Below are 23,999 nucleotides of genomic sequence, written 5' to 3' on the forward strand. Positions count from 1 at the left end.
GGAATTGGGCTCAAGCCTCGACCGTGCTGCCCTGGGGGAGGCTGGCAGTGGCGGCAGGTGCTTCGGAATTCGCCGTGACCGTACTGATGTTCACGGCGTGCAGGCCTTTGGGGCCCTGGATGATATCGAAGCTTACCGGTTGGCCAGCTTTCAAGGTTTTATAGCCATCCATCTGAATGGCCGAATAATGGGCGAACAGGTCCTCATCTCGGCCGTCAGCGAGGATAAATCCATAGCCCTTGGCGTTGTTGAACCACTTGACCTTACCGCTAACCATGCTGATATCCCTCTGCAAAGGACTCCATCACTGGAGTATCATCCACTTCGACCCCGCGCCCGCTTCGGCCATATGGACGAGGGTGCGGAACCCCTGATACCCGTAGGTGGGTATCCATTGTTTGTAACACCGTTTTGCCTTTAGTCAAGGCAATGCAGCGGCCAGCTGAGAAGCGGGTCAAAGTCCATGGGGCGTCCCATTTCGTCTACCAAGAAGCTTTATTCCAGCATGCATGCAAGCAGCCAGATTCGACTAACATTCAATCAGGATCGCCCTGAGCATCATGGGGACGACGACTCCGGTCTGTTGGTCCAGGAAGCCAAGCCGATCTTGCAGGCGCCACCCATGTATAAGGTGGTCATGTTTAACGATGACTACACACCGATGGATTTCGTGGTGGAAGTTCTAGAGGTGTTCTTCAGCCACAACCGTGAGTCAGCGACCAAGGTCATGCTGACCGTTCACACCGAAGGGCGAGCGGTCTGTGGAGTGTTTACACGCGATATTGCTGAAACCAAGGCGATGCAGGTGAATCAATACGCGAGAGAGAGTCAGCATCCGCTACTCTGTGAGATCGAGAAGGACGGTTAACGCCGACCGCTTGGGTATGAGGTGAAGCTATGTTGAACCGTGAGCTCGAAGTCACCCTCAATCTTGCCTTCAAGGAGGCCCGTGCCAAGCGTCATGAATTCATGACGGTCGAGCATTTGTTGCTGGCCCTTCTGGACAATGAGGCAGCCTCCGCAGTGCTGAAGGCCTGCGGGGCGAACCTGGACAAGCTGCGGCATGATCTACAGGAATTCATCGACTCCACCACGCCGCTGATCCCTCAGCATGACGAGGACCGCGAAACCCAGCCTACGCTCGGGTTCCAGCGCGTATTGCAGCGCGCCGTGTTCCACGTGCAGAGCTCCGGCAAGCGTGAAGTCACAGGCGCCAACGTGTTGGTGGCCATCTTCAGCGAGCAGGAAAGCCAGGCGGTGTTCCTGCTCAAGCAGCAGAGCGTCGCCCGTATCGATGTCGTCAACTACATCGCCCACGGCATCTCCAAGGTGCCTGGCCATGGCGAGCAGCATGATAGCGAGCAGGAAATGCAGGATGACGAAGGTGGGGAGTCTTCTTCCGCTGGGCATCCGCTGGATGCCTATGCAAGCAATCTGAATGAACTGGCGCGCCAGGGGCGGATCGATCCGCTGGTCGGTCGCGAGACCGAGGTGGAGCGTGTTGCGCAGATTTTGGCGCGCCGCCGCAAGAACAACCCGCTGCTGGTGGGTGAGGCGGGCGTCGGCAAGACGGCGATCGCCGAAGGCCTGGCCAAACGCATCGTCGACAACCAGGTTCCCGAGTTGTTGGCTGATAGTGTCGTCTACTCCCTCGACCTGGGAGCCCTGCTGGCGGGCACCAAGTACCGCGGTGACTTCGAGAAGCGCTTCAAGGCGCTGCTCAACGAGCTGCGCAAGCGCCCCCATGCGATCCTCTTCATCGACGAGATCCACACCATCATTGGTGCGGGTGCGGCATCGGGCGGGGTAATGGATGCGTCCAATCTGCTCAAGCCGCTGCTGTCCTCCGGGGAGATCCGTTGCATCGGCTCGACCACCTTCCAGGAGTTCCGCGGCATCTTCGAGAAGGATCGCGCCCTGGCTCGTCGCTTCCAGAAGGTCGATGTAAGCGAGCCGTCGGTCGAGGACACCGTGGGCATCCTCAGGGGGCTCAAGGGCCGCTTCGAGCAGCACCACCATATCGAGTACAGCGACGAGGCTCTGCGGGCTGCTGCTGAGCTCGCTGCGCGCTATATCAACGATCGGCACATGCCGGACAAGGCCATCGACGTGATCGACGAGGCGGGGGCTTATCAGCGCCTGCAGCCGGAAGACAAGCGTGCTCCTCGTATCGATGTCGCGCAGGTCGAGGATATCGTCGCGAAAATCGCGCGGATTCCTCCAAAGCACGTCAACAGTTCCGACAAGGAGTTGCTGCGTAACCTAGAGCGTGACCTGAAGCTGACTGTATTTGGACAGGATGCCGCCATCGACTCGCTGTCGACGGCCATCAAGCTGTCCCGGGCGGGCCTCAAGTCGCCGGACAAGCCGGTGGGCTCCTTCCTCTTCGCGGGCCCCACGGGTGTCGGCAAGACCGAAGTCGCTCGCCAGCTGGCGAAGGCGATGGGTATCGAGCTGGTGCGCTTCGACATGTCCGAGTATATGGAGCGGCACACCGTGTCACGCTTGATCGGTGCGCCTCCCGGGTACGTAGGTTTCGACCAGGGTGGCTTGCTTACCGAAGCCATCACCAAGATGCCGCATTGCGTGTTGCTGCTCGACGAGATCGAAAAGGCGCACCCCGAGGTCTTCAACCTGCTGCTGCAGGTGATGGACCACGGCACGCTGACCGACAACAACGGGCGCAAGGCGGACTTCCGCAACGTCATCGTGATCATGACCACCAACGCCGGTGCCGAGACTACTGCGCGTGCCTCCATCGGCTTTACGCATCAGGACCATTCGTCCGATGCGATGGAGGTCATCCGCAAGAGCTTTACGCCGGAGTTCCGCAACCGCCTGGATACCATCATCCAGTTCGGTCGCCTCAGTCACGAAACCATCAAGAACGTGGTCGACAAGTTCCTCACCGAGTTGCAGGCGCAGCTTGAGGACAAGCGCGTTCAACTGGTGGTCAGCGACGAGGCGCGCGGCTGGCTTGGCGAGCGGGGTTATGACGTGCAGATGGGGGCTCGCCCGATGGCGCGCTTGATTCAGGATAAGATCAAGCGTCCGCTGGCGGAGGAGATCCTCTTTGGCGAGCTGGCTGAGCACGGCGGTGTCGTGCACATCGACGTCAAGGATGGTGAGCTCGAGTTCGATTTCGAGACCACTGCCGAAATGGCCTGACGATGGAGCAACGCAAAAAGCCCGGCGAGTGCCGGGCTTTTTGTTGTGGATCTGTCAGCGGGCGCGGTAGGTGATGCGGCCTTTGCTCAGATCGTAGGGAGTCAGTTCAACGCGAACCTTGTCACCGGTGAGGATGCGGATGTAGTTCTTGCGCATTTTCCCAGAAATATGCGCGGTGACGACGTGCCCGTTTTCCAACTCCACGCGGAACATGGTGTTAGGCAGGGTATCGATGACAGTGCCTTCCATTTCGAAGCTGTCTTCTTTCGACATGCAGTAAAGCCCTCGGTATCAATGATTGGCCGGGTGCAAACGGCGCCTGGCAAAAACGGCGTGCATTGTGCCCGAAAATTGCACCGTAAGCCAAGGGTTTCAGGTGAGGGTGACCCAGCGCTGATTGACGAAGAGCTCGATGGGGCGGTACTGGGTCTTGTAGTTCATCTTCCGGCAGTTCTTGATCCAGTAGCCCAGATAGACCGCCTGGAGGCCCAGGCGCAGTGTTTCGCCGATCTGCCAGAGAATGGCGAAGCGGCCGAGGCTGCGGCGCTCCTCCGACGGGTCGTAGAAGGTGTAAACGGCAGAGAGGCCGTTAGGCAGGACATCGGTGACCGCTATGGCGACCAGGCGGCCGTCCAGGCGGAACTCGTAAAAACGCGAGAAGGGCAGGTCGCGAACCAGGAAGGTGGAGAACTGGTCGCGGCTCGGTGGGTACATGTCGCCATCTGCGTGGCGCTCTTCGATGTAGCGGACGTAGAGGGCGTAGTACTCCTCGTTGAAGGTCGGGCGTACTGCGCGGACTTCGATATCGGTGTTGCGCTTGAGGATGCGCCGCTGCTGGCGGCTGGGGGCGAAGGCTTCTGCGGGGATGCGTGCGGGGACGCAGGCGGTGCAGCGTTGGCAGTGGGGGCGGTAGAGGTGGTCGCCGCTGCGACGAAAACCCATTTCCGAGAGCTCGGCGTAAACCTCCACGTCCATTGGCTGACTGGGGTCGAGGAACAGCGTCGTGGCCTGTTCCTCGGGCAGGTAGCTGCAAGGATGCGGTTGAGTGGCATAGAACTTCAGGCGAGCCAGCTCGGTCATGGTCGAATCTCGAAAAAGCCTTCCGCAAGTGTAAGCCAGGCTTGGCGACTCGCCTAGGCAACGACCCAGTCAGCGCTGTTGGGTTGGTCGAGGTAGAGTTGCAGGTAGCGCGAGAACTTCTCGCGGCTGATGGAGCGGGCGCCGAAGCTGTGCAGGTGCTGGGTCGGCATCTGGCAGTCGATGAGCACGAAGCCCCAGCGGGACAGGTGCTGGGTCAGGGTGACGAAGCCGACCTTGGAGGCGTTGTCGGTGCGGCTGAACATCGATTCGCCGAAGAACAGCTTGCCCATGGCGAGCCCGTACAGGCCGCCTACCAGCTCGTCTTCCAGCCAGACCTCGACCGAATGTGCGACGCCGCGGCGGTGCAGTTCCAGATAGGCGGCCTGCATCGGCGTGGTAATCCAGGTGCCGTCCGCGTAGCTGCGTGGCCCGGCGCAGGCCTGGATGACGGCGGCGAAGTCCTGGTCGAAGGTGATGCGGAAGCGCTGCTGGCGCATCAGCTTGGCCAGGCTGCGGGAGGTATGGATTTCCTGGGGTGGCAGGACGGTGCGTGGGTCTGGTGACCACCAGAGTATCGGCTGGCCATCCTGGAACCAGGGGAAGCAGCCGTGGCGGTATGCCTGGACCAGGCGCTCCGGGGAGAGGTCGCCACCCGCGGCCAGCAGGCCGTTCGGCTCGCGAAGGGCGCGCTCCAGGGGTGGGAAGATGAGGTTGTCGCGGCTCAGCCAGGTCAGCATGGAGGAGGGGAGGGCGGCGCGGATAGGCGCCGCCTCAGGGCCTTAGTTGTCGTCGAGGAATTTTTCGGCGTCCAGCGCGGCCATGCAGCCGGCGCCAGCGGAGGTGATGGCCTGGCGGTAGACGTGGTCGGCTACGTCGCCGGCGGCAAACACCCCTTCGATGCTGCTAGCGGTGGCGTTGCCTTCGGAGCCGCCGCGTACCACCAGGTAGCCGTCGCGCATTTCCAGTTGGCCCTGGAAGAGCTCGGTGTTGGGCTTGTGGCCGATGGCGATGAATACGCCAGCCAGGGGCATTTCACGGGTTTCGCCGCTGGTGGTGTCCTTCAGGCGCACACCGGTGACGCCGGTGGCATCACCCAGTACTTCTTCCAGGGTGTGGTTCCAGTGCAGGCGAACGTTGCCGTTCTTGGCTTTCTCGAACAGCTTGTCCTGAAGGATCTTCTCCGAGCGCAGCTTGTCGCGGCGGTGGATCAGGTGGACTTCCTTGGCGATGTTGGAGAGGTACAGCGCTTCTTCGACTGCGGTGTTGCCACCGCCGATCACGCAGACCACCTGGTTGCGGTAGAAGAAGCCGTCGCAGGTGGCGCAGGCCGAAACGCCCTTGCCGGCAAAGGCTTCTTCGGACGGCAGGCCCAGGTACTGGGCGGAGGCGCCGGTGGCGATGATCAGGGCGTCGCAGCTATAGGTGCCGCTGTCGCCCTTGAGGATGAACGGGCGTTGCTGCAACTCGGCGGTGTGGATGTGGTCGTAGACGATCTCGGTGTCGAAACGCTCGGCGTGCTTCTGCATGCGCTCCATCAGGGCCGGGCCGGTAAGGCCTTCGACGTCACCGGGCCAGTTGTCGACTTCGGTGGTGATGGTCAGCTGGCCGCCGGGCTGGATGCCAGTGATGACGACGGGCTTGAGGTTGGCGCGGGCGGCATACACGGCAGCGGTGTAACCGGCTGGGCCGGAGCCCAGGATGATCAGGCGTGAATGCTTGACGTCGCTCATAAAAAGGCCTCATAAGTCTTTGTCACAAAAGAGAATGCATGCTCAAATTGAGCGCTGCGCAAGATGTTGGCGGCTATGCTACACCGAAGCACGAATCAGCGGCAAAACGCTCCAGGCTCAATGGGCGCGCTGTCGCGCCGGGTGGTTAAGCCCGTACAATAGGCGGCATTTCCGCCAGTAACCGATTCTTGAGCGCGCCTCGGGGCGCAGGAAAAAAGGCGTTTGAAGAATTCCACGAGTACCGCCCAGACGCCCGTCTGGCGCCAGCAATTGCATTACCGCCTCAAGGAAGGTGCGCTGATCGCGCTGGGCGCGTTGTGCCTTTACCTGTGGATGGCGCTGCTCACCTACGACTCCTCCGATCCGGGCTGGACCCACACCAGCAACGTCGAGCAGGTGCAGAACGCGGCGGGCCGCCTCGGCGCCTGGTTCGCCGACATCCTGTTCATGGCCCTGGGCTACTTCGCCTATATCTTCCCGTTGCTGCTGGCGATCAAGACGCTGCAGGTGTTCCGTCATCGCCACCAGGCTATCGACTGGAGTGGCTGGCTGTTCTCCTGGCGCCTGATCGGCCTGGTGTTCCTGGTGCTTTCCGGCGCTGCGCTGGCCGATATCCATTTCCAGGACAGCGTCGGCATGCCTGCTTCCGCTGGTGGTGCGCTGGGCGAGAGCCTCAGCCACTTGGCGGTCAACGCCCTGAACGTCCAGGGCAGCACGTTGATGTTCTTCGCGCTGTTCCTCTTCGGCCTGACGGTGTTCACCGACCTGTCCTGGTTCAAGGTGATGGACCTGACCGGCAAGATCACCCTTGATCTCATCGAGCTGATCCAGAGCCTGATCAACCGCTGGTGGAGCGCGCGCTCCGAGCGCAAGCTGCTGGTTGCCAAGCTGCGCGAGGTCGATGACCGCGTCAGCGAAGTCGCCGCCCCTGTGGTCCGTGACAGTCGTGAGCAAGCCAGGGTCAAGGAGCGCCTGATAGAGCGCGAAGAGGCCCTGGCCAAGCACATGACCGAGCGCGACAAGCGCCCAGCCCCCGTCATCACTCCGCCTGCGCCGGCCAAGGCGGCCGAGCCGAGCAAACGGGTGCAGAAGGAGAAACAGGCCCCGCTGTTCGTCGACAGCGCTGTGGAAGGCACCCTGCCGCCCATCTCCATCCTCGATGCGGCGGAGAAGAAGCAGAAGAGCTACTCCCCGGAATCCCTGGAGGCCATGTCGCGCCTGCTGGAAATCAAGCTCAAGGAGTTCGGTGTCGAGGTGCTCGTCGAGTCCGTGCATCCGGGTCCGGTGATCACCCGTTTCGAGATCCAGCCCGCCGCCGGAGTGAAGGTCAGCCGCATTTCCAACCTGGCCAAGGACCTTGCGCGCTCCCTCGCGGTGATCAGCGTGCGCGTCGTGGAAGTGATTCCCGGCAAGACCACCGTGGGTATTGAAATCCCCAACGAGGATCGACAGATCGTGCGCTTCTCCGAAGTGCTGTCCTCGACCGAATACGACGATGCCAAGTCCCCCGTGACCATGGCGCTGGGCCATGACATCGGCGGCCGCCCGGTGATCACCGACCTGGCCAGGATGCCTCACCTGCTGGTTGCCGGTACCACCGGTTCCGGTAAGTCCGTGGGTGTGAACGCCATGATCCTGTCGATCCTGTTCAAGTCCACGCCCGAGCAGGCGCGGCTGATCATGATCGACCCGAAGATGCTCGAACTGTCGATCTACGAAGGCATTCCGCACCTGCTGTGCCCGGTCGTGACCGACATGAAGGAAGCCGCCAACGCGCTGCGCTGGAGCGTGGCCGAGATGGAGCGGCGCTACAAACTGATGGCCGCCATGGGCGTGCGCAACCTGGCTGGCTTCAACCGCAAGGTCAAGGATGCGGAAGAGGCGGGCACCCCGCTCACCGATCCGCTCTACCGTCGCGAGAGCATGGAGGACGAGGCGCCTCTGCTGAAGACACTGCCCACCATCGTGGTCATCGTCGACGAATTCGCCGACATGATGATGATCGTCGGCAAGAAGGTGGAAGAACTCATCGCCCGTATCGCGCAGAAGGCGCGTGCGGCAGGCATCCACCTGATCCTCGCCACCCAGCGCCCCTCGGTGGACGTGATCACAGGCCTGATCAAGGCCAACATCCCGACCCGCATGGCGTTCCAGGTCTCCAGCAAGATCGACTCGCGCACCATTCTCGACCAGGGCGGTGCCGAACAGCTGCTCGGCCACGGTGACATGCTCTACCTGCCGCCGGGTACCGGCCTGCCCATCCGCGTCCATGGCGCCTTCGTTTCCGACGATGAAGTGCACCGCGTCGTGGAAGCCTGGAAGCTGCGTGGCGCCCCCGACTACATCGAAGACATCCTGGCCGGCGCCGAAGAAGGCGGTGGCTCCAGCGGTGGTTTCGATGGTGGCGAAGGCGGCGAGGGCAGCGAGGAAGACCCGCTTTACGACGAAGCCGTGCGCTTTGTCACCGAGAGCCGCAGGGCCTCGATTTCCGCCGTGCAGCGCAAGCTCAAGATCGGCTACAACCGTGCTGCACGGATGATCGAAGCGATGGAAATGGCTGGCGTCGTCACGCCCATGAACACCAACGGCTCGCGTGACGTAATCGCGCCGGGCCCGATTCGCGACTAACCCCGAACGAATTCTGATGAGGACCCCCATGCGACTGATCCGCATGCTGCTCGTTGCCGCGCTGAGTCTTGGCGCCCTGCAGGCCCAGGCCGATGACCAGGTAGCCATCGCCCGCCTGACTGAAATGCTCAACAAGGCACAGACCATTACCGGCCGCTTCTCCCAGCTGACCCTGGACGGCTCCGGCACCCAACTGCAGGAAACCTCCGGTGAGCTGGTGCTCAAGCGCCCCGGGCTGTTCCGCTGGCACACCGACGAGCCGATGGAGCAGCTGCTGGTATCCAACGGCCAGAAGGTCTGGCTGTATGACCCGGACCTGCAGCAGGTCACCATCCAGACCCTCGATCAGCGCCTGACCCATACACCTGCGCTGCTGTTGTCGGGCGACGTGTCGAAGATCAGCGAGAACTTCGAGATCACCCACAAGGAAGGTGGCGATGTGGTCGACTTCATCCTCACGCCCAAGGCCAAGGACACCCTGTTCGACACCCTGCGCCTGTCCTTCCGCAACGGTGTGATCAACGACATGCAGCTGATCGACAGCGTCGGCCAGCGCACCAACATCCTCTTCCTCGGCGTGAAGATGAACCAGGCGATCGATGCCGCCCAGTTCGACTTCAAGGTTCCGGAAGGCGCCGACGTCATTCAGGAATAAGAGGTTTCCGCGCAGCCATGGACCTGTTCCGTTCCGAGCCCATCGCCCAGCCCCTGGCCGCACGCCTGCGCGCCAGCAGTCTGGACGAGTACGTTGGCCAGGAGCACCTGTTGGCGCCGGGCAAGCCCCTGCGTGAAGCACTGGAACAGGGTGCGCTGCACTCGATGATCTTCTGGGGGCCGCCGGGCGTGGGCAAGACCACCCTGGCCAAGCTTCTGGCTCAGGTCAGTGATGCCCATTTCGAGACGATTTCGGCGGTGCTGTCCGGCGTCAAGGAAATCCGCCAGTCGGTGGAGATGGCCAAGCAGCAGGCGGCCCAGTACGGTCGTCGCACCATCCTCTTCGTCGACGAAGTGCACCGTTTCAACAAGTCCCAGCAGGACGCCTTCCTCCCCTATGTCGAGGACGGCACGCTGATCTTCATCGGCGCGACCACCGAAAACCCCTCGTTCGAACTGAACAATGCGCTGCTGTCCCGGGCCCGTGTCTATGTGCTCAAGAGCCTGGACGAGGCCGCGTTGCGACGGCTTGTCGACCGTGCGTTGAACGAGGAGAAGGGGCTCGGCAAGCGCAAGCTGCGCCTGCCGGACGAGAGCTTCGCCATTCTGCTCGCCGCTGCCGATGGTGATGGCCGACGTCTGCTCAACTTGCTGGAGAATGCGGCCGACCTCGCCGAGGACGACAGCGATATCGAGTCCGAGCTGCTACAGAACCTCCTGGGGGACAGCCGCCGTCGTTTCGACAAGGGTGGCGAGGCTTTCTACGACCAGATTTCCGCCTTGCACAAGTCCGTGCGCGGCTCCAGTCCCGATGGCGCGCTTTATTGGTATGCGCGGATGATCGACGGCGGCTGTGATCCGCTCTACATCGCCCGGCGCGTGGTGCGCATGGCCAGCGAGGACATCGGCAACGCCGATCCGCGCGCTCTGAGCCTGTGCCTGGCTGCCTGGGATGTGCAGGAGCGCCTCGGCAGCCCGGAGGGCGAGCTGGCGGTGGCCCAGGCCATCGTCTACCTGGCCTGCGCACCGAAGAGCAATGCCGTCTATACCGCCTTCAAGACCGCCATGCGCGATGTCGCCGAAAACGGTTCCCATGAGGTTCCGCTGCACCTGCGCAACGCCCCGACCAAGCTGATGAAGCAGCTCGGCTACGGCGATGAGTACCGCTACGCCCATGACGAGCCGGATGCCTATGCGGCGGGTGAAGACTACTTCCCTGAAAACATCGAGCCGCGCCAGTACTACCAGCCCGTGCCGCGTGGCCTGGAGCTGAAGATCCGCGACAAGCTGGAGCACCTGGCCGGGCTCGACGCCCGCAGCCCGAGGAAGAGGCGCCCATGATCCCCCTGGTCCTTTCCGTGGCGGTGGGGGGCATCGCCGGCACCCTGCTGCGCTTCGCCGCTGGTAATTGGGTGAGCGCCCACTGGCCTCGCCACTTCTACCTCGGTACTCTTGCCGTCAATATCGTCGGTTGCCTGCTCATCGGTTTTCTCTACGGCCTGTTCCTGCAACGGCCCGAAGTGCCCGTCGAGATCCGCGCCGGACTGATGGTCGGCTTCCTCGGCGGCCTGACGACGTTTTCTTCGTTTTCCCTCGACACGCTGCGCCTGCTGGAAAGCGGCCAACTGCCCCTGGCCCTTGGCTATGCGGCGGTAAGCGTGCTGGGAGGCCTGCTCGCCACCTGGGCAGGCCTGACTCTGACCAAATTCTGATAGACGGGAACCTCACATGCTCGACTCCAAACTGGTACGTACCCAGACCCAGGAAGTGGCTGACCGCCTCGCCAGCCGCGGCTTCCAACTGGACGTGGCGCGCCTCGAATCCCTGGAAAACCAGCGCAAGTCCGTGCAGACCCGCACCGAGCAGCTGCAAGCCGAGCGTAATAGCCGCTCCAAGGCCATCGGCCAGGCCAAGCAGCGTGGCGAAGACATTGCACCGCTGCTGGCGGATGTCGACCGCATGGGTAATGAGCTGGAAGAGGGCAAGCGCGAGTTGGAGAGCATCCAGGTCGAGCTGGACAACCTGCTGCTGAACATCCCCAACCTGCCTCACGAATCCGTGCCGGTGGGCGAGGACGAGGAGGGCAACGTCGAAGTTCGCCGTTGGGGCACTCCGCGCAGCTTCGATTTCGAGGTCAAGGACCACGTCAGCCTGGGCGAAACCCATGGCTGGCTGGACTTCGAGACCGCCGCCAAGCTCTCCGGTGCACGCTTCGCTTTGCTGCGTGGCCCCATCGCCCGTCTGCATCGCGCCCTGGCGCAATTCATGATCAACCTGCACACCGCCGAGCACGGTTACGAAGAGGCCTACACGCCCTACCTGGTCCAGGCTCCCGCACTGCAGGGCACCGGCCAACTGCCGAAGTTCGAGGAAGACCTGTTCAAGATCGGTCGCGAAGATGAGGCCGATCTGTACCTGATCCCCACCGCTGAAGTGTCCCTGACCAACATCGTGGCTGGCGCGATCCTCGACGCCAAGCAGCTGCCGCTGAAGTTCGTCGCCCACACGCCTTGCTTCCGCAGCGAAGCCGGCGCCTCCGGTCGTGATACCCGCGGGATGATCCGCCAGCACCAGTTCGACAAGGTCGAGATGGTGCAGATCGTCGAGCCGTCCAAATCCTTCGAGGCGCTGGAGAGCCTGACCGGCAACGCCGAGAAGGTCCTGCAGCTGCTCGAGCTGCCGTACCGCGTCCTGGCCCTGTGCACCGGTGACATGGGCTTTGGCGCCACCAAGACCTATGACCTGGAAGTCTGGGTGCCGAGCCAGGACAAGTACCGCGAGATTTCCTCCTGCTCCAACTGTGGTGATTTCCAGGCTCGCCGCATGCAGGCCCGTTACCGCAACCCGGAAACCGGCAAGCCCGAACTGGTGCACACCCTCAATGGTTCCGGCCTGGCAGTCGGTCGTACCCTGGTGGCCGTGCTGGAGAACTACCAGCAGGCGGATGGCACCATCCGCGTGCCGGATGTACTCAAGCCCTACATGGGCGGTATCGAAATCATCGGTTGATCCTCATCGCTCCCGCTTCGGTGGGAGTGGCTTGAGTGCTCCCAGGCGCCCGCGTTCCGGTTCTCCCCGGATGCGGGCGTCGTTTTCCACGGCAACCACTGCAGCAAGGCTTCCCCATGGATTTCCTCCCGCTCTTCCATAACCTCCAGGGCCGCCAGGTGCTCGTCGTCGGCGGAGGCGAAGTCGCCCTGCGCAAGGCTCGCCTGCTGGCGGATGCCGGTGCGGTACTGCGTGTGGTGGCGCCGGAGATCGACGGCCAGCTGAGTGAACTGGTGCAGGCGTCGCAGGGGCAGGCCCATCTTCGTGGTTACGAAGAGTCGGATCTCGATCAGTGCGTGCTGGCCATTGCCGCCACGGATGACGAACCGCTCAATGCACTGATTTCACAGCATGCGCAGGCACGCGGCGTGCCGGTGAACGTGGTGGATGCGCCGGCCCTGTGCAGCGTGATCTTCCCCGCCATTGTCGATCGCTCGCCGCTGATCGTTGCCGTCTCCAGCGCGGGGGATGCACCGGTTCTGGCACGCCTGATCCGCGCCAAGATCGAAACCTGGATCCCTTCCGCCTATGGCCAGCTAGCCGGGCTCGCCAGCCGCTTTCGCAGCCGGGTCAAGGCGCTCTTCCCTGATGTGCAGCAGCGTCGGGTGTTCTGGGAGGACGTTTTCCAGGGGGCGATCGCTGAGCGCATGCTCGCCGGCCAACCGGCCGAAGCCGAGCGCATGCTCGAGGAGCGCGTGGCTGGTGGTGGAGCCAAGCAGGCATTGGGTGAGGTTTACCTGGTGGGTGCGGGCCCGGGTGATCCCGATCTGCTGACCTTCCGCGCCTTGCGTCTGATGCAGCAAGCCGATGTTGTGCTCTACGACCGCCTAGTGGCGGGTCCCATCGTCGAGATGTGCCGTCGTGATGCCGAGCGCATCTACGTTGGCAAGCGCCGCTCGGAGCACGCCGTGCCCCAGGACGAAATCAATCGCCAACTGATCGACCTGGCGCGCCAAGGCAAGCGCGTGCTGCGCCTGAAGGGCGGTGATCCGTTCATCTTCGGTCGGGGCGGCGAGGAAATCGGTGAGCTGGCCGCCAATGGCATCCCCTTCCAGGTGGTGCCAGGCATCACCGCGGCGTCGGGCTGCGCTGCCTATGCCGGCATACCGCTGACCCATCGCGACTATGCGCAGTCGGTTCGCTTCGTTACCGGCCACCTCAAGGACGGCAGCAGCGACCTACCCTGGTCGGACCTGGTCGCACCTGGCCAGACCCTGGTGTTCTACATGGGGCTGGTCGGCTTGCCGAGCATCTGCAGCGAGCTGATCCGCCACGGTCGTTCGGCGGATACGCCAGCCGCTCTGGTGCAGCAGGGCACCACCAGCAACCAGCGAGTCTTTACCGGCACCCTCGGCGACCTGCCGCAACTGGTCGCCGAGCACGAGGTTCACGCCCCCACGCTGGTTATCGTGGGTGAGGTGGTGCAGCTGCGTGACAAGCTCGCCTGGTTCGAAGGGGCTCAGGCCGACTGAGCCACGCCCTTGCCTGGTAGGCGGTCGCGCCCATGGGGTTGGCTGAAGTCCTGCAGCGGGCCGACGGGAATGATCCCGGTCGGGTTGATGGTGCGGTGGCTGCCGTAGTAGTGGCTCTTGATGTGCTGGAAGTTCACCGTCTCGGCCACTCCGGGCCATTGGTACAGCTCGCGCAGCCAGCCGGAGAGGTTGGGGTAGTCGGCGAGGCGACGCAGGTTGCACTTGAAGTGCCCGTTGTAGACGGCATCGAATCGTATCAGCGTGGTGAACAGGCGCCAGTCGGCTTCGGTCAGGTGGCTTCCGGCCAGGTAGCGGCGCTCGCCCAGTAGCGCTTCCAGGGCATCCAATTCATTGAACAGCTCGCCGAAGGCTTCCTCATAGGCGTCCTGGGTGGTGGCGAAGCCTGCCCGATAGACGCCATTGTTGATCGCCGGGTAGATGCGTTCGTTCAGCGCGTCGATTTCGCTGCGCAGGTGTTCAGGGTAGAAGTCCTGGCGATCATTGGTCAGGCCATCGAAGGCCGAGTTGAACATGCGGATGATCTCGGAGGACTCGTTGCTGACGATGCGCCCTTCGAACTTGTCCCACAGCAGCGGCACGGTCACGCGGCCGGTGTAGCCGGCGTCATCGCGGGTATAGCGCTGATGGAGGTAATCCAGGCCGTCGAGGGTATCGCCGCTCGATCCGTGGCTGCGATCGAAGGTCCAGCCGTTCTCCAGCATCAGCCAGCTGACCACGGAAACATCGATCAGGCTTTCGAGGCCTTTCAGCTTGCGGAAGATCAGCGTGCGGTGGGCCCAGGGGCAGGCCAGCGACACGTAGAGGTGGTAGCGGCCGGGCTCGGCGGTGAAGCCACCCTTGCCGCTCGGGCCGGGCGACCCGTCAGCGGTGATCCAGTTGCGCCGGCGCGCGCTTTCACGTTGAAAGCGACCGTCTTTGGCGGTGTCGTACCACTTGTCCTGCCATTTGCCTTCGACCAGCAATCCCATGGCTCTGACCCTCTGAAGTTGGAAATTGGGCTGAGTCTAATGGTGTTGAGTCGATTGAATGGCGCAAATTCAAAGTGTCTTTGATCGATTAAATCGAACGATTCCGGTTGGCCCACAGCGTTTCCGCTTCGCTGAAGGCTTTATCCCGGGGTTTGCCCAGGCCACGAAGGGCCAGGGCCATGGTGCTGAGAATGGCCAGGCGGGCGTAGCTGTCTTCGATGCTGCCGTCCCACACGCCCAGCAGCTGTGCCGCCTCGATGCGCTCGGGTTTGACATGGCGCAGGGGCGAGAGGGCCGGCCATTCCTCGTCCCAGTCGCTGCCGCCCTGGGTGCCGTATAGGTGGGAGGTGGCATCCGGGTTGACCTCGATCTCTCCGCCTTCACCCTTGATCACGATTGCCGTATCGCCGAGCAACCGGCTGGCTTCACGGTGCACTGCCTGATAGCCCGGATGGAAGATGCTCTGCAGCCCGCAGCGTGCGCCCAGCGGGTTGAGGATGCGTGCCAGCGAGTGGATCGGCGAACGCAGGCCGAGGATGTTGCGCAGGTCGATCATCCGCTGCAGCGGTGCCGACCAGGCGCCCAGCGGGATGAACGCGAGGTTCTGCTGGTCCAGTGCCAGGGCGACGTCCTGCCAGTTCGTGCAGTCGGGTATGCCGAGCAGCTCCAGGCATTGCTCGGTGTAGATGCGGCCCGCCGTGTGCAGGCCGCCGCCGTGCAGGAGGATGCGCACGCCGCCATGGGCCAGTGCCTTGGCGGCCAGCAGGAACCAGGGGTGGTGGCGCTTCTTGCCCGCGTAGCTGGGCCAGTCGATGTCCACGGGAATGGCCGGAGCGTCGTTGCGTTCACGAAAGGCTTCAGTGAAGCCGGCCAGCTCTTCGGCACTTTCTTCCTTGTGCCGCAGCAGCATGAGGAAGGCGCCCAGTTGGCTGTCTTCTGTCTTGCCGTCCAGTAGCATGCCCATGGCTTCGCGAGCTTCTTCGCGGGTCATGGGGCGGGCGCCACGCTTGCCCTTGCCGAGGATGCGCACGAACTGGGCGAAGGGGTGTTCAACGGGGGCGGCGGGAGTCATAGGCAATTGGTCGGCTTGGGCAGGCCGGCGAGCTTGGCGGCAAGCTTGGCCGGGGCGCCCTTGAATAGGTGGTTGAGATGCAGGCTGTTGCCCTTGTCCGGGCCGAGCTGCTGGGCGACGTACTTGATCAGCGGGCGATTGGCTGGCGACAGCTGGAATTCAGCGTAGAAACGTCTCAGCAAATCGAGGATTTCCCAATGCTCGGCCCGTAGCGTGATTTCTTCGCGGAGGGCCAGGGCTTCTGCGACCGCTGGGGACCAGTCCGCCAACTCTTGCAGGTAGCCGTCCTTGTCCAGCGGGATGCACTGTCCGTTGAGGTCGAGGCTGCTCATAGCCAGCTGTTCACCTTGTCGTGCTGGATGCAAAGCGCCACGAACCCCGGGTAGTCGAGCGGCGTGATGCGCGAGGGCAGGGCGCCGAGCGCACGCGCGGCCACATCTTCTTCCAGGGCAAAAAGAGCGATGCCGGCCGGGAGGGCCTCCAGCTGCTCAAGCGGAGCGGTCGACTGGCGCAGGGCCTGGACGGCTTCACCGCTGAGCAGCAGCGCATCCTGTTCGCCCAGCAGGCGCAGGCAGCTGGTGAAGCGGTCGTCACCGAATGGCGAATGGGAAAGAACGTGCAATGTGCTCATCAGAGGGTGATTACCTGATCATGGCGCCCGATGAGGGAGCGCAGGGCTGCATCATCCAGGACCTCGACGGGAAGGTTCAGTCCGTCGGCGGTCAGGCCACGTTTGTCCAGGCTGTAGGCGCAGGCGTAGAGGGCTTCCACGCCGAACAGCGGCAGGGCCTGCAGGTTGGCGGTCAGGTCTTTCTGCTGCAGTTTTGCAGGCGCCTGGTTGCTGGTGAGCTGGAAGACGCCATCGTCCAGAAACAGCATTGCCAGCGGCAGGTCGAAGGCGCCGCCCGCCAGGGCGATATCCAGCGCCTCACGGGCACCGGGGCCGGCCCAGGGCGCACTGCGACTGATGATCAGCATGGACTTGGCCATATCAATTCCCTCCGAAGCAGATCAGGCGATCGGCCATCTGCGCAGCCTCATGCAGTTGGCCCAGGCCGGAGAGTTCCCAGCCCGGCGCCAGGTTGGCGGCTGCGCGGCCATAGCGTTCGGCCTCTTCCTGGTTGATCACGCCGCGGCGCAGGGCGGCAGCGATGCAAACCACACCGTCCAGTTGGTGGTTGGCCAGAAGATTGGCCCAGTCGCGGGCAATGTCTGGTTCGTCCTGTGGGGTCACCACATTGGCGGAGGCGCTGTGGACGCCATCTTGATAGAAGAACAGCCGGGTAATTTCATGGCCACCGTCCAGTACGGCCTCGGCGAAGCGCAGGGCGCGGCGGGAGGAGGGCGCATGGGCAGGGGCGAAGAGGGCGATGGCGAATTTCATGAGGGTGCTTCGACACAGGATTGCTGGGCGCAATGATACGGCTTGCGTCCAGGTTTTGCAGGCAAGAAAAAGCCCGCCGAAGCGGGCTCTTGCAAGGTGTTGCTATCAGTCGTCGCCGCTCATCACGCCGAAAATCTGCAGCAGGCTGACGAACAGGTTGTAGATCGATACATACAGGCTGATGGTCGCCATGATGTAGTTGCGCTCGCCGCCATGGATGATCGCACTGGTCTGGTACAGGATGCAGACCGAGGCGAAGACCACGAAGCCGGCGCTGATCGCCAGTTGCAGGCCGCTGATCTCGAAGAAGAAGCTCGCCAGCATGGCGCCGATCAGGACGAAGAAGCCCGCGGTGATGAAGCCGCCGAGGAAGCTCATGTCCTTGCGGGTGGTCAGCACGTAGGCGGACAGGCCGAAGAACACCAGAGCCGTCATGGCGAATGCCGAGCTGATCACCTCGCCGCCGTTGGGCATACCCAGGTAGCGGTTGAGGATCGGGCCCAGGGTGTAACCCATGAAACCGGTCAGGGCGAAGGTGGAAAGCAGGCCCCAGGACGAGTTACGCAGTTTTACGGTGAGGAAGAACAGGCCGTAGAAACCGATCAGCACCACGAAGATGCTCGGGTAGGCGACGCGCATCTGCTGCGCGACATAGGCGACCAGGCCACTGAAAGCTAGGGTCAGCGCCAGCAGCCCGTAGGTATTGCGCAGCACACGGCTGACTTCGAGCCCGCCGGCCTGCGCCTGGTTCAGTACGTAATCTTGATCGCTCATCTGCAAAACTCCTGCAAGAAATTGGGTCCGTGACCGCAGTCGAGCGAAATGATAACAGAGGTCGACACCGGCTCTGTTGCGAGAGTTTGACAGCGTGTTGCGTTCGGGTAGTATGGCGGCCCGCAAATGCGGAAGTGTGGCCGAGTGGTTGAAGGCAGCGGTCTTGAAAACCGCCGACGGGAAACTGTCCGTGAGTTCGAATCTCACCGCTTCCGCCATATAGTTACACCGCAAAGCCCCGTTCTTCGGGGCTTTGTCGTTTCTGGGGCCTTGGCTACCTGGACCGTCTTGCGTTTAACGGTCTTGCATCTTCAAGCGTTGCCAGGCGCTCAGGTCGTGGTCGACAGGGTCGATGTCGCGCCACTGCCAGTCTTGATGTCGGGATCCTGGATCCTTCTGATGAACCATCTGCCCAGGTCGGAGAGTGAGTAGACCAGCTCTGCTGCTTGGCGGCCGCCGTTATTGCTGAAGCTGGTTCTCTGGGTGAACGAGTCGTTGAGCAGGCCCTTGGCAATGAGCTCGGAGATGCACAGTGCGATCAGGTTCGGGTCGAAGGCTGTGAGCTTGGGGTCCAGCGGTATTGCATTCGGGGTGCTCTGACCCACGCTGAAGATGGTGGCCTTGCCGCGTGCGTCCTGCCCCAATGCCGCGGCTTCGCGAAGGATGATGATGTGGACGTCCTCCAGCTCCCTGATGAGTTTCAGCACCTGTGAAAGCTCGTTCCAGTCAGTTGAGCTGTTCATCCATGCATGCGCGAGGATGGCGGCGAAGTAGTTGGCCTTCCTTTGGCTCGTGCTGCCCATGAGCGCGGTGATGCATACATGCAGCGCCGCCATGAATTCTTCTGATTCAGGGTCCGGGGCGTTGCGATCCACTCTTCTTGCCAGGTGCTCGAAGAGGCTGTCCAGCCGCTTGATGTTGTAGCTGGCCACATGATTGGAGGCGATCCGGTCGATCGTCCCGCCTCCCAGTAGATTCACCGCCCAGACGAAATAGGGAAACAGGACGCTGCCTTCGTACTTCTTGAAGGCTTCGACGAGAACGCTGGGCTTGTTCGCGTAGGCCATTGCGGAGCTTGAGCGTTGCTGGATCAGTTCGTTGTCACTCATGGGTTTTCCTCGTTGCAAGTACGGCGATGGTAGGGATCCGGTTGCTCCTCCTGCAACGCAACACGCCGTACTTGCTCGTGGATGACGTTCTCCGTGGCCTTGGCAGGTGCTACTTAGCCGACCAAGCAATAAAGCGCTGCTCCAGCTCCTCGCCGTGGTCCAGCCAGAACTGCGCATCGACCTTCAGCGCCGGTGCGATGTTCTCTGGTGCGGTGGGGAAGTCCGCCCGCGTAGCGGGGCTCACCATGTCGAGGGCGCGAAGGTTCACTGGCCCGTTGTGCATGATCTCGGCAAAGCGTGCCTGTTGATCGGGCTGGCCGGTGAACTGCATGAATTGCAGGGCGGCGGTTTGATTGCGGCTGCCTTTGACGATGGCCCAGTTGTCCATGTCATAGAGGCTGCCGGCCCAGATCACCGGGAAGTCGTAGCCATCCTTGCGCGCACCTATCGCCCTGGCGGTGTAGCCGGAGGTCATGACGACATCGCGCGAGGCCAGCCACTGTAAGGGTTGAGCTCCTGTTTCCCACCACTGGATATGGGGCTTGATCTGGTCCAGCTTGCGGAATGCGCGCTCGACGCCCTGGGGGTTCGACAGCACCTCGTAAACCTGCTCGGAGGGCACGCCGTCGGCCATCAGGGCGATTTCCAAGGTCAGCTTGGCGCCCTTGCGCAGGGCGCGTTTGCCGGGGAACGCGTCCAGGTCCCAGAAGTCCGCCCAGCCTTTGGGTGCGGTTGCCAGCGCCTTGGCGTCGTAGGTCAAGGCGGTCGACCAGATGAATATGCCCACGCCGCACTCGCTGATCGCATCGTCGATCAGGTCTTCGGTGTTCAATTGCTGCAGTGGTGGCAGGGGCTCGAAAAGGCCCTCTTCGCAGCCTCGCTGCAGGTCGGCGTGGTCCACCTCGACCAGGTCCCAGCTGATGGAGCCGGTCGCGACCATGGCCTTGATCCTGCCCAGCTCGCCGTTGTAGTCGTCCGAGCGCACCGAGGTGCCATGGGCTTGCTCAAAGGGCGTGTAGAACGCTGCTTGCTGGGCTTGCTTGTTCAGGCCGCCCAGGGATACGACGGTCAAAGTGGAGGCGTGGGCTTCGAGCGCCGAGATGGCAATGAAGAAAGCGACTGCTGAGGGTTTGAGCATGATCGAGATCCCTTGTTCTTGTTGTCATTTCAAGGTGGCGATCAGGGCTTCTCGTCCACCGTCCGGCATGCAGGGCCATCCTAGGGGTGAGCTGTTGGCGGTGCGTGGAAATAGCCTCCCGCAGGCAGGGAGGTTTTTTCCGATACATTCGCGCTCGTGAGTTCCACTGTGTTTGACGAGGATGAGCGGGGTAGGGGGCAAACATGAGTGACTATGGCAACTATCGACTGCCGTCCCTGGATGCCATGCAGGCATTCGTGGCCGCTGTCCGCCTTGGCTCGTTCGAGCGCGCCGCCGAGGAGTTGTCGCTGACGGGCAGTGCGCTGAGAAAGCGGGTCTCCGGGCTCGAGCAGTTGCTGGGTGTGCAGTTGCTCAATCGCCGTGACGGCGCCTTGTCATTGACGGCACAGGGGCAGGTCTACCTGGAGCAGATCAGGCCGGTGATGACGCAGCTTGTGGCGATTCCCATGCACAGTCGTCTGGTGCAGCGTCGGCAGCGCCTGGCCATTTCCTGTCCGCCGACCTTCGCGCGGCAAATCCTTATTCCCCGCCTGGCGGAGCATTGCCTGGCCCATCCTGGTGTCGATCTGGAAATCCAGGTGACGGCGCCGCTGAATGGCGCCGGGAATGGCACGAGTGATGTCGATATCTTCGGCGGGAGCCCCGAGGGCTCATGTGCTCTACCGCTTCTCGATGAGTGGCTGCAGCCCCTGGCTGCTCCGCAGTTGCTGGCCCGGCTCTCGGTGCCCGGTAGCGCGCCGGACTTCAGTCGCCTGCCACTTCTTCGTTCTCCCCTTGAGCCCTGGCGGCCCTGGTTGGCGGCTGCCGGGCTGTCCCTGCCAGAGCCTGACCAGGGGCCTGCGCTGCTCGACCTGGGCATGATGCTGGAGGCTGCGGCCAATGGTCAGGGTGTGGTCCTCGCCCGGCCTTCGCTGGCTCGCCCGTGGTTGGCGGACGGGCAACTGGTACCCCTTGGGCGTGTGCGCAGTCGGCCTTCCTATCACTACGAAGCGGTGCTGCTGAAGGCCTCGCCGGCTGCCGATGCATTCATGGCGTGGTTGAGGTCGATTTGCAGTGACGCGGTGACTCAGTCGCAGGCGCAGATGGATGAACTGCTCGCGGAATAATCCGCCTGGGTAGCGGGAATTCTTTTCCTAATCCGCCACAGGCTGGCTCGCTAGCATCCTCCCCGATCGCCTGAGGAGGACTGCATGCCCACCATCACCTGTGTCGAAGACCTTCGTGCGCTGGCCCGTCGACGCGTTCCGAGAATGTTCTACGACTATGTCGATGCCGGCTCCTGGACCGAGACCACCTACCGGGAGAACCAGGCTGATTTCGCCCGGATCAAGTTACGCCAGCGTGTCGGCCGCGATATCGAGCATCGCTCGTTGGCGACCCGGATGCTTGGCATCGACATGGCCATGCCGCTGGCCATCGCACCCACCGGCCTGGCCGGCATGCTGCACGCCGACGGCGAGATACTGGCGGCACGAGCAGCAGCGCGTGCGGGTATCCGCTACACCTTGTCGACGGTCAGCATCTGCTCCCTGGAGGACATTGCCGACGCGGTCGGTGCGCCGTTCTGGTTCCAGCTCTATGTCATGCGCGACCGTGGGTTCGTCGGTAGCCTGATCGACAGGGCCAAGGCCGCTGGCTGCGACGCGCTGGTGCTGACCCTCGACCTGCCGCTGAGCGGTCAGCGCCACAAGGATCTGAAAAACGGCTTGAGCACGCCGCCCCGGCTAACTGCCGCCAATCTGCTGGATATCCTCTGCAAGCCCCGCTGGGCTGCGGGTATGTTGCGTACCCGGCGTCATCACTTTGGCAATGTCATGGGGCATGTGAAAGGGGTGGATGATCTGCATCGGCTGGCCGCCTGGACCCTGGAGCAGTTCGACCCGAGCTTCAGCTGGAGCGATATCGCCTGGATCAAGCAGCGTTGGGGCGGCAAGTTGGTGCTCAAGGGCATTCTCGACGCGGAGGACGCACTTATCGCCGCCAGCCTCGGCGCCGACGCCTTGGTCGTCAGCAACCACGGTGGCCGTCAGTTGGATGGAGCACCTTCGAGCATCAGTGCGCTGCCCGCCATAGCCGAGGCGGTGGGTGAGCAGGCGGAGGTCTGGCTGGATGGCGGCATTCGCAGCGGGCAGGACGTGATCAAGTCCCTGGCCCTCGGCGCTCGCGCCGCACTGATCGGTAGGGCGCATCTCTATGGCCTTGGCGCCTTGGGGGAGGAGGGGGTCGACAAGGTGCTGGAAATCATCGGCCGAGAAATGGACCTAACGCTGGCGCTATGTGGCTACCAGGATGTCCGTGAACTCGATCATCGCATCCTGGTTCCGGGAAGCTTCCCATTGCCGTAGATGAAATGCCCGGCAAGGAACAGCTTCCTGCCATGACTGGCTTCCGGGTCGAGCCGGCGTGGAGAATCCTTGCCACGGATCGTCGCATCGGAGCGCGATATCGCATGCAGGGATGGCCATGAAACACATGCCGGAAAAGCGTGAAGCAACGCTGGGTGGGCAGCGCCAGGCTGGCTGACACGGCGCACTCCATAAGACGAAGTAAGCAACGAGCGCGAGACACTGGCGCAGATGGCGGCAGCGCCTGGCTTTCCGCCGATCCCGCTGCGGGTGCTATCGGGGGCGCGGCGGTCTCCCGCCTGGCTGATGTCCGCCGAAGCCGTCGCCTTGTGGACATGCAACCAGCTTGGGTTGTCCGCGCTTTCTCCTTGTGGTCAGCGGTTGCTGGCAGCCCGCAGTGGGCATTTCCCGCAGATGTCCGAGCCTGGGGGGCGTATTGCAGGTTTTGCAGCAACGCATCGAGGCCGCAGATTCTCGCTAAGGCGAGGCCGGCCGCGCGCTTTCGGTTCGCTGGTCGCCCGATTGCAGCCATAACTTTCAGGCGGTGCTGTGATGTGCCACCTTGAGAGTGCGTCTCCCTGCCTGGTGCTCGATTGTCAGCCCCTATGGACTGTGTTTTCCTGGCGCTTGCTATTTGACGGCGATGAATCAAGCTAGGTCTTGTGAGGCTGTCTTGATAATGTATCTGCCTTTCTACAATCCAGCCGCCCAGGCGGTCTGCGATGCACTGCGAGGTGTCGCTTGATTAGGGTACTGGTGGTCGATGACCACGATCTGGTTCGTACAGGTATAACGCGCATGCTGGCCGATATAGACGGCCTGCAGGTGATTGGGCAGGCCGACAGCGGCGAAGAGGCGCTCAAGAAGGCGCGTGAGCTCAAGCCGGATGTCGTGCTCATGGACGTGAAGATGCCGGGCATCGGCGGCTTGGAGGCGACCCGCAAGCTGTTGCGCAGCCATCCGGACGTCAAGGTGGTGGCCGTTACCGTCTGCGAGGAAGACCCGTTCCCCACGCGTTTGCTGCAGGCTGGTGCTGCCGGTTACCTCACCAAGGGCGCGGCATTGGAAGAGATGGTCCAGGCCATTCGCCAGGTGTTCGGTGGGCAGCGTTATATCAGCCCGCAGATCGCTCAGCAGTTGGCGCTGAAATCCTTCCAGCCGCAAACCAGTGGCTCGCCCTTCGACCTGCTTTCCGAGCGCGAGATCCAGATCGCCCTGATGATCGCCAACTGCCAGAAGGTGCAGACCATCTCCGACAAGCTGTGCCTGTCGCCCAAGACCGTGAACACCTACCGGTACCGGATCTTCGACAAGCTATCCATTTCCAGTGACGTCGAGCTTGCCCTCCTGGCCGTGCGCCACGGCATGGTGGACGCCGTCAGCTAAG

Annotated in this window: 25 protein-coding genes and 1 tRNA gene; 12 read left to right on the top strand and 14 right to left on the bottom strand. The window is 62.7% G+C overall.

Annotated elements, in window-relative coordinates:
* Positions 1-10: 10 nt before the first annotated feature.
* On the bottom strand, positions 11-277 hold the full coding sequence (gene cspD / locus PI990_RS13930; RefSeq protein ID WP_111262174.1) for a cold shock domain-containing protein CspD: 267 nt from the start codon (positions 275-277) through the stop codon (positions 11-13).
* 228 nt (positions 278-505) lie between these two features.
* Between cspD and clpS the strand changes: the two genes are divergently transcribed.
* Together clpS and clpA are read left to right on the top strand one after the other, a co-directional pair.
* Positions 506-868, top strand: coding sequence for an ATP-dependent Clp protease adapter ClpS (clpS, locus tag PI990_RS13935; RefSeq protein ID WP_271660994.1), 363 nt, complete (start codon positions 506-508; stop codon positions 866-868).
* Positions 869-897: 29 nt separating this feature from the next.
* On the top strand, positions 898-3,168 hold the full coding sequence (gene clpA / locus PI990_RS13940) for an ATP-dependent Clp protease ATP-binding subunit ClpA (protein WP_271660995.1): 2,271 nt from the start codon (positions 898-900) through the stop codon (positions 3,166-3,168).
* Between the two features lie 54 nt (positions 3,169-3,222).
* Here the strand turns inward: clpA and infA are convergent, their stop codons facing one another.
* The 4 genes from infA to trxB all read right to left on the bottom strand — a co-directional run bounded on the left by infA (position 3,223) and on the right by trxB (position 5,978).
* Positions 3,223-3,441 (bottom strand): translation initiation factor IF-1, encoded by a 219-nt coding sequence (gene infA / locus PI990_RS13945; protein WP_016492441.1) that lies wholly within the window; start codon positions 3,439-3,441, stop codon positions 3,223-3,225.
* Between the two features lie 99 nt (positions 3,442-3,540).
* Complete coding sequence (locus tag PI990_RS13950; RefSeq protein ID WP_021219016.1) at positions 3,541-4,248, bottom strand: arginyltransferase; 708 nt, start codon at positions 4,246-4,248, stop codon at positions 3,541-3,543.
* Positions 4,249-4,301: 53 nt separating this feature from the next.
* Positions 4,302-4,985, bottom strand: a complete 684-nt coding sequence (aat, locus tag PI990_RS13955; protein ID WP_271660996.1) for a leucyl/phenylalanyl-tRNA--protein transferase — start codon at positions 4,983-4,985, stop codon at positions 4,302-4,304.
* 42 nt (positions 4,986-5,027) lie between these two features.
* Positions 5,028-5,978, bottom strand: coding sequence for a thioredoxin-disulfide reductase (trxB, locus tag PI990_RS13960; protein WP_021219014.1), 951 nt, complete (start codon positions 5,976-5,978; stop codon positions 5,028-5,030).
* Between the two features lie 222 nt (positions 5,979-6,200).
* Between trxB and ftsK the strand changes: the two genes are divergently transcribed.
* The 6 genes from ftsK (at position 6,201) to cysG (ending at position 13,780) form a co-directional block, all read left to right on the top strand.
* Positions 6,201-8,606: a DNA translocase FtsK gene (gene ftsK / locus PI990_RS13965; RefSeq protein WP_271660997.1), complete on the top strand. Its 2,406-nt coding sequence runs from the start codon at positions 6,201-6,203 to the stop codon at positions 8,604-8,606.
* A 28-nt stretch (positions 8,607-8,634) separates the two neighbouring features.
* On the top strand, positions 8,635-9,261 hold the full coding sequence (lolA, locus tag PI990_RS13970; RefSeq protein WP_021219012.1) for an outer membrane lipoprotein chaperone LolA: 627 nt from the start codon (positions 8,635-8,637) through the stop codon (positions 9,259-9,261).
* 17 nt (positions 9,262-9,278) lie between these two features.
* A complete protein-coding gene (locus PI990_RS13975; protein WP_271660998.1) occupies positions 9,279-10,601 on the top strand; it encodes a replication-associated recombination protein A in 1,323 nt (440 codons plus the stop codon).
* Complete coding sequence (gene crcB, locus PI990_RS13980) at positions 10,598-10,972, top strand: fluoride efflux transporter CrcB (protein ID WP_271660999.1); 375 nt, start codon at positions 10,598-10,600, stop codon at positions 10,970-10,972. The genes PI990_RS13975 and crcB overlap by 4 nt, the downstream gene beginning before the upstream one ends.
* Positions 10,973-10,988: 16 nt before the next feature.
* Positions 10,989-12,269 (top strand): serine--tRNA ligase, encoded by a 1,281-nt coding sequence (serS, locus tag PI990_RS13985; protein WP_184490261.1) that lies wholly within the window; start codon positions 10,989-10,991, stop codon positions 12,267-12,269.
* Positions 12,270-12,385: 116 nt separating this feature from the next.
* A complete protein-coding gene (cysG, locus tag PI990_RS13990; protein WP_021219008.1) occupies positions 12,386-13,780 on the top strand; it encodes a siroheme synthase CysG in 1,395 nt (464 codons plus the stop codon).
* Here the strand turns inward: cysG and PI990_RS13995 are convergent.
* The 7 genes from PI990_RS13995 to PI990_RS14025 form a co-directional block, all read right to left on the bottom strand.
* Positions 13,768-14,769 carry a glutathione S-transferase family protein gene (locus PI990_RS13995; RefSeq protein WP_271661000.1) on the bottom strand — a complete coding sequence of 334 codons (1,002 nt, stop codon included), beginning with the start codon at positions 14,767-14,769 and terminating at the stop codon, positions 13,768-13,770. The two genes, cysG and PI990_RS13995, sit on opposite strands and share 13 nt — an antisense overlap.
* 88 nt (positions 14,770-14,857) lie before the next feature.
* A complete protein-coding gene (locus tag PI990_RS14000; protein ID WP_271661001.1) occupies positions 14,858-15,841 on the bottom strand; it encodes a glycosyl transferase family protein in 984 nt (327 codons plus the stop codon).
* On the bottom strand, positions 15,838-16,173 hold the full coding sequence (locus PI990_RS14005; protein WP_021219005.1) for a TusE/DsrC/DsvC family sulfur relay protein: 336 nt from the start codon (positions 16,171-16,173) through the stop codon (positions 15,838-15,840). The genes PI990_RS14000 and PI990_RS14005 overlap by 4 nt, the downstream gene beginning before the upstream one ends.
* Complete coding sequence (gene tusB, locus PI990_RS14010) at positions 16,170-16,472, bottom strand: sulfurtransferase complex subunit TusB (RefSeq protein ID WP_271661002.1); 303 nt, start codon at positions 16,470-16,472, stop codon at positions 16,170-16,172. Before tusB ends, PI990_RS14005 begins: the two co-directional genes overlap by 4 nt.
* Complete coding sequence (gene tusC, locus PI990_RS14015) at positions 16,472-16,831, bottom strand: sulfurtransferase complex subunit TusC (protein ID WP_271661003.1); 360 nt, start codon at positions 16,829-16,831, stop codon at positions 16,472-16,474. The genes tusB and tusC overlap by 1 nt, the downstream gene beginning before the upstream one ends.
* Position 16,832: 1 nt before the next feature.
* A complete protein-coding gene (tusD, locus tag PI990_RS14020) occupies positions 16,833-17,225 on the bottom strand; it encodes a sulfurtransferase complex subunit TusD (RefSeq protein ID WP_184490254.1) in 393 nt (130 codons plus the stop codon).
* 105 nt (positions 17,226-17,330) lie between these two features.
* Positions 17,331-17,999 carry a Bax inhibitor-1/YccA family protein gene (locus PI990_RS14025; protein ID WP_021219001.1) on the bottom strand — a complete coding sequence of 223 codons (669 nt, stop codon included), beginning with the start codon at positions 17,997-17,999 and terminating at the stop codon, positions 17,331-17,333.
* A gap of 130 nt (positions 18,000-18,129) precedes the next feature.
* Here PI990_RS14025 and PI990_RS14030 point away from each other — a divergent pair.
* A tRNA-Ser gene (locus tag PI990_RS14030) sits at positions 18,130-18,217 on the top strand.
* A gap of 111 nt (positions 18,218-18,328) precedes the next feature.
* Here the strand turns inward: PI990_RS14030 and PI990_RS14035 are convergent.
* Both PI990_RS14035 and PI990_RS14040 read right to left on the bottom strand, forming a co-directional pair.
* A complete protein-coding gene (locus PI990_RS14035) occupies positions 18,329-19,108 on the bottom strand; it encodes a hypothetical protein (protein ID WP_271661004.1) in 780 nt (259 codons plus the stop codon).
* Positions 19,109-19,217: 109 nt separating this feature from the next.
* Complete coding sequence (locus PI990_RS14040) at positions 19,218-20,246, bottom strand: ABC transporter substrate-binding protein (protein WP_442969325.1); 1,029 nt, start codon at positions 20,244-20,246, stop codon at positions 19,218-19,220.
* A gap of 203 nt (positions 20,247-20,449) precedes the next feature.
* Here PI990_RS14040 and PI990_RS14045 point away from each other — a divergent pair, with 203 nt between their 5' ends.
* The 3 genes from PI990_RS14045 (at position 20,450) to gacA (ending at position 23,998) form a co-directional block, all read left to right on the top strand.
* The gene (locus tag PI990_RS14045) at positions 20,450-21,373 is read left to right on the top strand and encodes a LysR substrate-binding domain-containing protein (protein WP_271661005.1); all 924 of its coding nucleotides are present in this window, start codon (positions 20,450-20,452) and stop codon (positions 21,371-21,373) included.
* 84 nt (positions 21,374-21,457) lie between these two features.
* Positions 21,458-22,612 (top strand): alpha-hydroxy acid oxidase, encoded by a 1,155-nt coding sequence (locus PI990_RS14050; RefSeq protein ID WP_271661006.1) that lies wholly within the window; start codon positions 21,458-21,460, stop codon positions 22,610-22,612.
* A gap of 741 nt (positions 22,613-23,353) precedes the next feature.
* Positions 23,354-23,998 (top strand): response regulator transcription factor GacA, encoded by a 645-nt coding sequence (gacA, locus tag PI990_RS14055; protein WP_031287554.1) that lies wholly within the window; start codon positions 23,354-23,356, stop codon positions 23,996-23,998.
* Position 23,999 lies beyond the last annotated feature (1 nt).

Source organism: Pseudomonas sp. TUM22785 (genome assembly GCF_028198105.1).
GTDB classification, from domain to species: Bacteria; Pseudomonadota; Gammaproteobacteria; order Pseudomonadales; family Pseudomonadaceae; genus Metapseudomonas; species Metapseudomonas solani.

Excerpts from the sequence above, each read along its gene's own strand:
- PI990_RS14045 (WP_271661005.1), top strand. The coding sequence starts at position 20,450 with ATGAGTGACTATGGCAACTATCGACTGCCGTCCCTGGATGCCATGCAG.
- aat (WP_271660996.1), bottom strand. The coding sequence starts at position 4,985 with ATGCTGACCTGGCTGAGCCGCGACAACCTCATCTTCCCACCCCTGGAG.
- PI990_RS14050 (WP_271661006.1), top strand. The coding sequence starts at position 21,458 with ATGCCCACCATCACCTGTGTCGAAGACCTTCGTGCGCTGGCCCGTCGA.
- serS (WP_184490261.1), top strand. The coding sequence starts at position 10,989 with ATGCTCGACTCCAAACTGGTACGTACCCAGACCCAGGAAGTGGCTGAC.
- PI990_RS13975 (WP_271660998.1), top strand. The coding sequence starts at position 9,279 with ATGGACCTGTTCCGTTCCGAGCCCATCGCCCAGCCCCTGGCCGCACGC.
- PI990_RS14025 (WP_021219001.1), bottom strand. The coding sequence starts at position 17,999 with ATGAGCGATCAAGATTACGTACTGAACCAGGCGCAGGCCGGCGGGCTC.
- clpA (WP_271660995.1), top strand. The coding sequence starts at position 898 with ATGTTGAACCGTGAGCTCGAAGTCACCCTCAATCTTGCCTTCAAGGAG.
- cspD (WP_111262174.1), bottom strand. The coding sequence starts at position 277 with ATGGTTAGCGGTAAGGTCAAGTGGTTCAACAACGCCAAGGGCTATGGA.
- lolA (WP_021219012.1), top strand. The coding sequence starts at position 8,635 with ATGCGACTGATCCGCATGCTGCTCGTTGCCGCGCTGAGTCTTGGCGCC.
- trxB (WP_021219014.1), bottom strand. The coding sequence starts at position 5,978 with ATGAGCGACGTCAAGCATTCACGCCTGATCATCCTGGGCTCCGGCCCA.
- PI990_RS14035 (WP_271661004.1), bottom strand. The coding sequence starts at position 19,108 with ATGAGTGACAACGAACTGATCCAGCAACGCTCAAGCTCCGCAATGGCC.
- PI990_RS14005 (WP_021219005.1), bottom strand. The coding sequence starts at position 16,173 with ATGAGCAGCCTCGACCTCAACGGACAGTGCATCCCGCTGGACAAGGAC.
- crcB (WP_271660999.1), top strand. The coding sequence starts at position 10,598 with ATGATCCCCCTGGTCCTTTCCGTGGCGGTGGGGGGCATCGCCGGCACC.
- infA (WP_016492441.1), bottom strand. The coding sequence starts at position 3,441 with ATGTCGAAAGAAGACAGCTTCGAAATGGAAGGCACTGTCATCGATACC.
- tusB (WP_271661002.1), bottom strand. The coding sequence starts at position 16,472 with ATGAGCACATTGCACGTTCTTTCCCATTCGCCATTCGGTGACGACCGC.
- PI990_RS14040 (WP_442969325.1), bottom strand. The coding sequence starts at position 20,246 with ATGCTCAAACCCTCAGCAGTCGCTTTCTTCATTGCCATCTCGGCGCTC.
- PI990_RS13950 (WP_021219016.1), bottom strand. The coding sequence starts at position 4,248 with ATGACCGAGCTGGCTCGCCTGAAGTTCTATGCCACTCAACCGCATCCT.
- tusC (WP_271661003.1), bottom strand. The coding sequence starts at position 16,831 with ATGGCCAAGTCCATGCTGATCATCAGTCGCAGTGCGCCCTGGGCCGGC.
- cysG (WP_021219008.1), top strand. The coding sequence starts at position 12,386 with ATGGATTTCCTCCCGCTCTTCCATAACCTCCAGGGCCGCCAGGTGCTC.
- clpS (WP_271660994.1), top strand. The coding sequence starts at position 506 with ATGCATGCAAGCAGCCAGATTCGACTAACATTCAATCAGGATCGCCCT.
- tusD (WP_184490254.1), bottom strand. The coding sequence starts at position 17,225 with ATGAAATTCGCCATCGCCCTCTTCGCCCCTGCCCATGCGCCCTCCTCC.
- PI990_RS13995 (WP_271661000.1), bottom strand. The coding sequence starts at position 14,769 with ATGGGATTGCTGGTCGAAGGCAAATGGCAGGACAAGTGGTACGACACC.
- PI990_RS14000 (WP_271661001.1), bottom strand. The coding sequence starts at position 15,841 with ATGACTCCCGCCGCCCCCGTTGAACACCCCTTCGCCCAGTTCGTGCGC.